Source organism: Streptomyces sp. NPDC048383 (assembly GCF_040651775.1).
GTDB lineage: Bacteria > Actinomycetota > Actinomycetes > Streptomycetales > Streptomycetaceae > Streptomyces.
In genome coordinates, this window is record NZ_JBEZKS010000115.1 from 1 (window position 1) to 8973 (window position 8973).

Consider the following 8973-nt stretch of genomic DNA (forward strand, 5'->3'; position numbering starts at 1 on the left):
CTCCGCATTCGTCAAATCTCCCCGGCCAACCATGCTGACCAGCCTGGACCGAGACGCATGATCACATCAGGAGATCCAAGAAACAGAACCTAGGCCGGGGTGCGGTGGTCTTGACGTTCCGGGCGACGTTGCGGGGCAGCTCGTCTTCGCGGACGGCATGTTCGAGGGCGGACTTGAGCACCGAATGCACGTAGGTCACGGTCAAGGCGGACAGCCGTTTCTGGCAGCACTCGCCGACCGCACAGCACCTCTTCCGCCCGGCGTCGAGTCCTTGGGTGCAGCACTGGCAGGTGGTGCGGAGCCGATCGAGGAAGGTGCGTACGTCCTTGGCGGTGAGCCGCGCGACCTTCTTGGTGCCGAGGCCGGGGATGAGGTGGAGGCGGACGCAGGCGGCGTATCGGGTGTGGGTGTTCTCGCGGAGCCGGTGAACGGCGACACTGCTGAGCCAGTAGGTCAGGTAGTCACCGAGCGTGCTGTCAGCAGTGGCGACCGGCAGCCCGCGGTTGCTGTCGGCGATCTTCTCGGCGAGCTTGTCGGCCGCGTTCTTGCGGGTGGTGCCGTAGACGCGGACGCGTTTGCGGGTGCCGTTGGCGGCGAGGACGTAGCCGGCGGCTTCCCAGCGGCCGTCCTTGCGCTGGTAGATGGTGCCTTCGCCGTTGGCGCGGGCCTTCTTGCGCTTGGGGGCGGTCATCAGGCGGCCTCTTCCAGGTGGCGCTGGACGTAGTCAGCGAGGGCGTGGGCGGGGATACGGCGGGCGCGGCCGATGGTCAGCGAGGCCAGGCGGCGGGTGCGCAGGAGGTCGTAGAGGGCGGAGCGGCCGATCTTGAGTCGGGCCATGGCCTCGGGGACGGTGAGGAGTTCGTCGTCACGCCGCGACGGAGGCGAGGGTGCGGGCGGTCAGGGTCTCCCCGGTGACGGTGGCGCGGACGAAGAACACCCGGGAGCCGTCCGCCGACAAGACCGGGTCGAGCTCCTCCCAGGCGCCGTCCTGGCCGGGGCCGTCCTGCCCGGGCACGCCGGTCAGGCGGCGCGGGGAGCCGCCGGTGAGGGCGGCGGTCCAGATGCGTTACGCGCAGCCGGCCACGGGGTCGCCGCCGCGTTCGGAGCAGAAGGCGAGGGTGCGGCCGTCGGGGGGCCAGGCGGGGCGCGGTGGTCGAAGGGGCCGTCGGTGATCCGGCGCAGGCCGGAGCCGTCGGCGTGCATCACCCAGATGGGGAAGGCGCCGCCGCGGTAGGCGCTCATCGCGACGTGGCGGCCGTCCGGGGAGAACAAGGGTCGTCCGGGTTCCAGGTCGGCGGGGTAAGGGGGTGGCGGCAGAGCCGTCCGGCGGGAGCGACCAGAGGACGTTCTGCATCTCGGTCACGACGTGCCGCCCGTCGGCGGTGGCGGTCGCCGCGCCGTTGTGGCCCGGGTGAAGCGCAGCCGGATCCGCAATCCGGCGGTGGCCGCCGCCACCACGGTTTCCGGTCCGGGGGCGCCCGACGGTTCGACCGTGGCGGAGCCGGGCTCTGCGGCCCGGCCGACCCGCGCCGCGAGGGCGCTCGTCGATGCCGCCCGGAGTACCGTCCTTCGTTCGACCCGCCACCCGACGACTCCGCTCGCTCGCGCACCCGCGGCCGCCCGATCGCCCCGTCAGCCACACGAAGGATCAACGTCGGGCTCCGGCAACGGCTCCCGCGCGGCGGCGGGTGTCCGGGTGGCGTCGGGGGCCGGCTGCTCGCGCAGGGTCCGGGCCGCGAGGGCGGCGACCGCGCAGAGGAGGACGGGCAGCAGGAGGGCCAGGTCGAGGGAGACGAGGTGGGCGAGGGGCCCGATCACCGCGGGCCCGGCGAGCATGCCCAGGTATCCGAGGCCGGCCACTCGGGCCACGTTGGAGCCGGCGCGGTCCGGTTCCGCGTGTCCGGCCGCGCTGAAGAGCTGCGGGACGCTGCCGGCGAGACCCGCCCCGAAGAGGGTCCAGCCGACGAGGGCGGGCCCGACTCCGGGCGCGGCGACGGCCAGGGCCAGACCGGCGGCGGCGAGGGCGCAGCCGTAGCGCATGACCGCGGCGGGTCCGACCCGTGCGGCGAGCCGGTCGGTGACGAGGCGGCCCACGGTCATGGCGGTGGCGAAGGCGGCGTAGGCGAGGGCCGCGGTGGCGGCGGGCGCCCCGAGGGCGTCGCGCAGGTGCAGGGCGCTCCAGTCGTTGGCGACTCCCTCGCACAGCATGAGCATGAAGGCGAGGGCCGCCAGCACCCCGATCCGCGGGCCCGCGCCCCGCCCGGCCCGGACGACGGCCTCCGGAGCCGCGGTCCCGGCAGGCCCGGCGACCTCGGCGGGCGGTGCGGGCAGGAGCGCGCGGGCGGCGAGGACGGCGACGGCCGTGCCGCCGAGGGCGGTGGCGACCAGTGCGGTGGCGACACCGAGGCCGCGGCCGAGTGCCAGGGCTCCGACGAGGGCGGCGAGGACCCCGCCGACGGAGAAGGCGGCGTGGAAGGCGGACATGACGGGGCGTGCGTACCCGCGCTCGACCTGCACGGCGTGGGTGTTCATGGCGACGTCGAGACAGCCGTTGCCGAAGCCGAGGACGAGCAGGGCCGCGCCCAGGGTCCACGCGTCGCGGGCCAACGCCGGCAGGACGAGGGCGGCGCTGCACAGGGCGGCGCCGACGGGGACGGCCGTCCTGGTACCGAACCGGTCGGTGAGCGGACCGGCCAGCCGCATCCCGGCGAAGGCCCCGCCGCCGAGGACCAGCAGGAGCCAGCCGAGCAGGGCGTGTCCGATGCCGGTGCCCGCTTCCACGGCGGGGATGTGGACGATCCACATCCCCATGACGAAGCCGTTCAGGCCGAAGTAGACGAAGGTGGCCGCTCGGGCGCGGCGCAACGCGGTATCCATGGAATCGAACATAACAAACATGATTACTGTTCGATACTTGCCTTTCGAACATCATTGTTGTTCACTTCAGGTATGAGTGCAGACCGCCTGAGGCAGATCACCGACGCCGTGCGCGACAGTGGCCGACGCAGCGTCGCGGAGCTCGCGGAGCTCACCGGTGCCTCCGAGATGACCATCCGCCGCGACCTGGAGTCACTGGCCGAACAGGGGGTGTTGGAGCGGTACCGGGGCGGCGCGCGGAGCCTGCTGCTGCGCGGGGAGGAGATCCCGTTCGCGCTGCGCGCCCAGGAGGGGACCGAGGCCAAGCGGCGCATCGCCGCCGAGGTCGCCGCTCTGCTCGCGGACGGCGAGTCCGTCGTCCTGGACAGCGGCACCACCTGCCTGGAGGTGGCCGGCGCCCTGCACGACCGCCGGTTGACCGTCGTACCCCTGTCCCTGCACGCCGCCAACGCCCTCGCCGACGCCCCCCGGCTGACGCTGCTGCTGCCGGGCGGCGCGCCCCGCCGGGGCGAACTCGCCCTGACCGGACCCCTCACCGAGGCCTCCCTCGCCGCGCTGCGCTTCGACACCGCCGTCATCGGCTGCTGCGGCCTGACGGCGACCGACGGCCTCACCGCCCACGACCTGGCCGACGCCGCCGTCAAACGGGCCGCGATCGCCTCGTCCCGCCGGGTCATCGCCGTCGCCGAAGGGGCGAAGCTGTCCCGTACGGCGCTCGCGCACGTCCTGCCCGCCCGGGCGCTGCACGCCGTCGTGACCGACGACAGCGCTCCCGCGGAAGCGGTGGACGCCCTCACGGCCGCCGGCGTCACCGTACGGAAGGTGTGACGAGGTGTCCTCGATCCTGCTCTTCGACCTCTTCGGGGTCATCGCCCGCCACCAGTGCGCGGAAGGCCGGAAGCGCCTCACACGGGAGGCCGGCGTGGCGCCGGCGCCCTTCTGGGAGGCCTATTGGGCGCTGCGCCCCGACTACGACCGTGGCGACGTCGACGGTCCCGGTTACTGGAGCCGGGTGGCCGACGCGCTCGGTACCCGGTTCGACGCGGGGACGACCGCCCGGCTCGTCGCGCGGGACGTGGCGAGTTGGAGCGCGGTGGACGACCGGATGGTCGACCTGATCGGTGAACTCGCCGCCGCGGGGCGGCGTATCGCGCTGCTGTCCAACATCCCCGAGGATCTCGCGGTCCACTACGAACGGCATCAGCCCTGGTTGGCGCGGTTCGAGGTACGGGCCTTCTCCTGCCGCATCGGCCACGCCAAGCCCGAACCGGACGCCTACCGGTGGTGCCTGTCGGCCCTCGGGGCCGAACCGGGTGACGTCCTCTTCGTGGACGACCGGCAGGAGAACGTGGACGCCGCCCGGGCCCTCGGCATGCGCGGCCGGCTCTTCACGGGCGCCGCCGCGCTCGTCGCGGCCCCGGGCCTGCGCTGACCCGGTCAGCGCAGGCGGGCGAGGAAGAGGTCGCCGAACTCCACGAGGCCGATGCCGCCGTGCGCCTCCAGTACTCGGGCGGTGTCGGCGAGCAGTTCCTCGCGACGTGCCGGGGGCAGGACCCGATAGCAGGAGAGCGAGGCGAGGTGGCCCAGGTAGCGGGCCGTGCCGTAGTCGCAGTCGGCGCGGAAGCGGGTCGAGCACAGCTCGGTGAACCGCCCGTCACGCCGGCACTGCGCCTCCGGCCACTCCAGTGGCCCGGCCCAGTGCCCGGCCGCGTCACCGTACGAGGAGGCCAGGGTCGCGTGGGGGGCCTCCGTCATCCCGTGACGGGCGTCGACCTCGGCGAGCGCGGCGTGCAGTTCCCGGTCGCGCACCCCCAGCGGGTTCCAGAACAGGGCGACGGCTCCGCCCGGTTCGAGGGCGTCGTGGACGAGGTCCCAACGCCGCTCCGGGTCCACCCAGTGCCAGGAGGTGGCGGCGAGGACCAGCCCGAAACGGCGGCCCCGCGGCTGCCACTGTTCGAAGCCGCCCTCCTCGACGCGGACCGAGGGCAGGTGCGCGGTGTTGCGGCGCAGGACCGCCGCCATGCGCGGGTCGGGCTCGACGCACACCAGCGCGGCGCCCGCCTCGGCGAACGGCACCGTCGCCTTTCCGGTCCCCGCACCGATCTCCAGCGCCGGTCGGCCGTCCAGGCCGGCGTAGTCCAGCACCCGGGCGACCAGGACGTCCGCGTAACCCGGTCGGGAGGCGTCGTACAGCTCGGCGGCTTCCCCGAACACCTGGGCCCGCGCCCGGTCGAACCCTGATCCCGCGCTCATGCGGCTCCCCTCGCTGCCCGCCGTCGGACCGCAACCCTAGGGCGCCGGCGAGGAGGCGCCGAACGCTTTTGGGCGCGCGACAATGGGGGGATGGAGGGCTCCCTCAGTGATGTCAGCACCCGGGACGGATCGCGGACGACGGGGAGGGCAGATCGACACGGCCGAGCCCGACCACCTCTACGTAGCCCGGATGCGCCGGTGTCTGGAAGCACAGCGCCAGCTCGACGACCGGATGTACGTGTACCCACCCGTCTGATGGCCCCATGGGGGCCCTGTGGCCGCCGCCCGGACATCCTCCGCACGTGTCCGGGGTCGAGGCCGGAGGCTGGAGCATGGACGCCTGATCACTTCAGTTGCTTCGCCGGGGAGTGGGTGATCGCGTCGGCGGAGAGTTTCGGTGCGATGTCTTCCAGGTCGGGGTGGGTGGCGGCCACCATGCGCAGGATGCGCAACACGCTCACGGTATCGAGGGGCTGCCCGTTGACCGTGGTGAAGACGTGGCCGGTGTCGGGAACGGCGGCCGCTCTGTGCGATCGCCCGGCGGTACCGGCGGCAAGGTACTCGTCGATGGCGCGGACCGCGTCGTGGTGGACGGGCTGAAGGCGGGTGGCGTCGGAAGCGGCGTTCTTCTGGGGAACGTCCCAGGTGGTGCGGTGCTGCTCCTGGTGGCGGCCGCTCAGGCGCATGGCGGTGATCTGACCGGGACGGAAGACGTCGTCGTCGGAGTGCCGGCCCCACAGGTAGTGGTTGAGGCTGAGGTAGACGAGGGCGCGGGCGCGTTGGGGCCCTTCGCGGCGGGTGCCGGGGTAGCGGTCGGCGGCCTGGGCGAGCCAGCGGCACTGGTCGGGGGTGAGGAGATCACGGCCAGGCAGGCCGGCTGAGAAGTTCCCGCCGCGCCGGAACTGGAGGGACCGCGCGGTGCCGGGCGGCACGAGGCCTGATCCGCCGTCGGCCCTCGGGGTCTCTGCCCAGCGGTAGAAGGAGCGGACGGCTCCGCAGGCGGCGTCGCGTGATCGGGCTGCGGTCGCGTAGTCGATGGCCCAGTTCTGCAGCGTCATCGGGGTGGGCTGGAGGTACAGGTCGGGGTCCGGGCGTCCTTCGAGCCCGCAGCCGACGGTCAGCCAGTGCAGGACCGCGGGCCGGTAGTGCTCCAGGGCCTGGTAGCCGAAGTATCCATTCGCCTCGGAGTTCGGTCCGGCCAGCCACTCATCGACCAGGGCGGCGGGGTCGTGATCCATCGGACCAAAATAGCGGTGCCCACCGGCGTCGTGACCGGGGGCGGAGCCTGGGCGCGAGCGGGCGGGCGGGGCCTCACGCCGGTTCGATAGCCGGATCGGGTCTCCATCGGTGACCGTCATCCGCACGCCTCCTTCCTCGGCTCGTCGCCGCTTCGGACCTTCCTATGGAATGGACGCGGCTGAGTCCCGGCCCGGGGGGGGTCGGGACTCAGCCGGGGTGCGGGACGTTCGCCCGTCAGGTCAGCGGCGGAAGGCGCCCTTGACGTCTTCCTCGGCGTGCCGCGCCTGGCCCTTGACCTGGTCGGCCCGGCCCTCGGCGGTCATCCGCTCGTTGCCCACGGCCCGTCCGACGGTCTCCTCGACCTTGCCCTTGGCCGTCTCGGCGTGCGCCTTGCTCTTCTCCGTACCCGACATGGGGACCTCCTCGTGCAGTACCGACTTGGTCGTAACGCATCGCTTGCTCCCGATCGCCGCCGGCAAACCCCCACGTCCCGAAAGACGTTCAAGCCCGGTCGACGGCCTGTGACGTCGCATCCGGACCGGCCCCGCGCTGCGGCGCGCGCCCGCCGGCCCACCGCCGACGGCGGGAGTTCGGCGGGTCCTTGCGTCGACGCCGGGCGGGTCTGTTTCGCGGATCGGGCCCGCCGAACGGGCCGGACGCGGCATCGTCGGAATCCGGAGGCCCCGGCAGGGGTCCCGGGGGCGAGGCGGCGGAGGGGTGTTGTGGGCAAGCGGGAGACATGGACGACGGACGAGTTCGGCACGTCCCACGAGGGCGCGGTCGGTGTGGTCCTGGCCGACGGCAGCGTCCCGGAGCCGGTGTACTTCGATTCCGGCTCCGGGACGGGCGGCCGGTCGGTGTCGCAGTGGTCCGTCTACGACGGCCGGTACCTGCGCGGGCCGCGGGCGGCCGACGTGCGCGCGGTGTGTTCCTGCGGTTGGACGGGCGCCGAGCACCGTCTGGACTGGACGGCGATCGGGGACCATGAGCTCGTGGAGGCCGGTGATCCGCAGGCGGACGCGTGCGTGCGGGACTGGGACGAGCACACCGAGCAGGTCGAGGCGACCACCGTGCCCCTGCCGGATGCGGTCACCGGTCTGCTGGAACGGCTGGAGGAGGAGATCGAACGGCTGACGAGGACGTCCCCGGTCGCCGGCCTCCGGGCCGCCCGCCGGATGGAGGTCACCGCGGAACGCGTCGGCTACTGGGCGGCCCGCGGAACCCGCGCGGACCTGAGCACCGAGCGGGCCGCGGCGGCGCTGGGCCTGGACGAGAACGCCGCGCGCCTCCTGCTGGCCCGCCTCGGCGGATGGAGCCCGTACGCCTGACCCGACGGCGCACGGTGCGGGGCGGAGCCGGCTTCCCGGTGCCGGCCGGGTGGAGGGAACGGCCCGGCGCCGGTGACGGGAGCTTTCGCACCGTCAGCGCCGCCGATGGACGGCCCGTCGGTCGCCGCCGTCCGCCGGTGGTAATCAGGCCGGTTCAGGGGGTACGGCGACGATGCGGCCGTCCACGTACCGAGTCACCAGCAGCGCGTCCCCGCCGGGTGCCGCGGCGGCGTGGGTGTGGAATTCGCGCCGGGCGGTGCGGCTCCACCCGCCGACGGTGGCCGCCCAGTGCGGGTGGGAGTCGAGGCCCAGGCCGGCCCGCAGCAGCTCCATGCGAATCTCGTGGCCGTCGGCCGGCGGGGAGGCCGCCAGCCGGTTGAACAGCCGTGTCCAATGCTGCTGGAGCGCGATCAGGTCGTCCGGGAAGCCGGCGGCCGACGCTCGCGGCCCGTCCCGACCGGTGCTCACGCCGCGGTCCCCCAGCCACGGGCCCGCGCCCTGCGGCGCAGGTCCGCGCCACCGGCCCGGGAACGCCCCGGGGCCGACCAGTACGGGTGGGCGTGAATGCGACAGGAAAGCCTGATCAGGCGCCGCCGCAGGACGTCCGTACCGGACCCGGCGGGCGCGTGGGCGAGGGCGCGGTAGGTCTTCAGCCAGGCGGCTTGCAGGGACAGCAGATCGTCGGGAAAGCGGAGCGGGTCCATCCGTCCAGTGAAACACGTGTTCGAATTACCGCACCACGCGGCGAGCTACTCAGGGGAGTCTGTGAGTCCTGTACGCGACCTCGTGACCTCCCTGCCTTGGCGTCCCTATGGCCTCCACGGATTCGGCCGAGTTGGAGCCCGACCGGGCCGCGTACGCACACGCGAGAAAGGGAGACGCTGCCTCTTGGCCTGCGCAGGCGGGATCGATCCATGTCGACCGACGTCAGCGGAATGACCGAATGTCGACCAGAGGCCCCTGGCCGGCTCCTGAGGCGGCCGGCGTGGCCCTGGAAAGACTGAGCCCCGGACGCCCGTGTGATCATGGAGGCGTTGCATTCCTTCGCCCGCGAGGTGATCTTTTGACGACGGTGGCACTGCGTCCTTACGCACTGTTGCCTCGGCAGTACGACGAGCGGAAGGTGCTGGCCTCCACGATCGATCCGTGGGGCCGGGCTCTCTGGCTGATCTGCCCTGACACCCGTTTTGCCTACAGGTGGGCCGGCCGGGACGTCCCGGCGCCCACGCATCTGCCCTTCGACGCCCTCGTCGTCATCAGCGACCGGGGTGAGGTT

The 8973-nt window shown here is 73.2% G+C and carries 10 protein-coding genes and 3 pseudogenes; 4 read left to right on the forward strand and 9 right to left on the reverse strand.

Going from position 1 to position 8973, the window contains the following annotated elements; all coding sequences use genetic code 11:
- Positions 1-88: 88 nt before the first annotated feature.
- From AB0D46_RS37875 to AB0D46_RS37890, 4 genes and pseudogenes are all read right to left on the reverse strand, one after another.
- A pseudogene (locus AB0D46_RS37875) lies at positions 89-691 on the reverse strand (site-specific integrase); the annotation flags it as partial.
- Positions 691-864: pseudogene (locus AB0D46_RS37880) on the reverse strand (helix-turn-helix domain-containing protein); the annotation flags it as partial. The pseudogenes AB0D46_RS37880 and AB0D46_RS37875, both read right to left, overlap by 1 nt.
- A 1-nt stretch (position 865) precedes the next feature.
- Positions 866-1015 (reverse strand): hypothetical protein, encoded by a 150-nt coding sequence (locus AB0D46_RS37885; protein ID WP_362884570.1) that lies wholly within the window; start codon positions 1013-1015, stop codon positions 866-868.
- 617 nt (positions 1016-1632) lie between these two features.
- On the reverse strand, positions 1633-2877 hold the full coding sequence (locus tag AB0D46_RS37890; protein ID WP_362884572.1) for an MFS transporter: 1245 nt from the start codon (positions 2875-2877) through the stop codon (positions 1633-1635).
- A gap of 72 nt (positions 2878-2949) precedes the next feature.
- Between AB0D46_RS37890 and AB0D46_RS37895 the strand changes: the two genes are divergently transcribed.
- Both AB0D46_RS37895 and AB0D46_RS37900 read left to right on the forward strand, forming a co-directional pair.
- Positions 2950-3705: a DeoR/GlpR family DNA-binding transcription regulator gene (locus AB0D46_RS37895; RefSeq protein WP_362884574.1), complete on the forward strand. Its 756-nt coding sequence runs from the start codon at positions 2950-2952 to the stop codon at positions 3703-3705.
- 4 nt (positions 3706-3709) lie between these two features.
- Positions 3710-4309 (forward strand): HAD family phosphatase, encoded by a 600-nt coding sequence (locus AB0D46_RS37900; protein WP_362884576.1) that lies wholly within the window; start codon positions 3710-3712, stop codon positions 4307-4309.
- 5 nt (positions 4310-4314) lie between these two features.
- Here the strand turns inward: AB0D46_RS37900 and AB0D46_RS37905 are convergent, their stop codons facing one another.
- The 3 genes from AB0D46_RS37905 to AB0D46_RS37915 all read right to left on the reverse strand — a co-directional run bounded on the left by AB0D46_RS37905 (position 4315) and on the right by AB0D46_RS37915 (position 6782).
- Positions 4315-5130, reverse strand: coding sequence for a class I SAM-dependent methyltransferase (locus tag AB0D46_RS37905; protein WP_362884577.1), 816 nt, complete (start codon positions 5128-5130; stop codon positions 4315-4317).
- 344 nt (positions 5131-5474) lie between these two features.
- The gene (locus tag AB0D46_RS37910; RefSeq protein ID WP_362884579.1) at positions 5475-6368 is read right to left on the reverse strand and encodes a hypothetical protein; all 894 of its coding nucleotides are present in this window, start codon (positions 6366-6368) and stop codon (positions 5475-5477) included.
- A 240-nt stretch (positions 6369-6608) separates the two neighbouring features.
- Complete coding sequence (locus AB0D46_RS37915) at positions 6609-6782, reverse strand: CsbD family protein (RefSeq protein WP_362884581.1); 174 nt, start codon at positions 6780-6782, stop codon at positions 6609-6611.
- A 309-nt stretch (positions 6783-7091) separates the two neighbouring features.
- On the opposite strand from AB0D46_RS37915, the gene AB0D46_RS37920 reads away from it, so the two are divergent.
- Positions 7092-7697, forward strand: a complete 606-nt coding sequence (locus tag AB0D46_RS37920) for a hypothetical protein (RefSeq protein ID WP_362884583.1) — start codon at positions 7092-7094, stop codon at positions 7695-7697.
- Positions 7698-7841: 144 nt separating this feature from the next.
- Here the strand turns inward: AB0D46_RS37920 and AB0D46_RS37925 are convergent, their stop codons facing one another.
- Positions 7842-8165 (reverse strand): hypothetical protein, encoded by a 324-nt coding sequence (locus tag AB0D46_RS37925; RefSeq protein ID WP_362884585.1) that lies wholly within the window; start codon positions 8163-8165, stop codon positions 7842-7844.
- Complete coding sequence (locus tag AB0D46_RS37930) at positions 8162-8401, reverse strand: hypothetical protein (protein WP_362884586.1); 240 nt, start codon at positions 8399-8401, stop codon at positions 8162-8164. Before AB0D46_RS37930 ends, AB0D46_RS37925 begins: the two co-directional genes overlap by 4 nt.
- 368 nt (positions 8402-8769) lie before the next feature.
- On the opposite strand from AB0D46_RS37930, the pseudogene AB0D46_RS37935 reads away from it, so the two are divergent.
- Positions 8770-8973 (forward strand): annotated as a pseudogene (locus tag AB0D46_RS37935) (hypothetical protein); the annotation flags it as partial.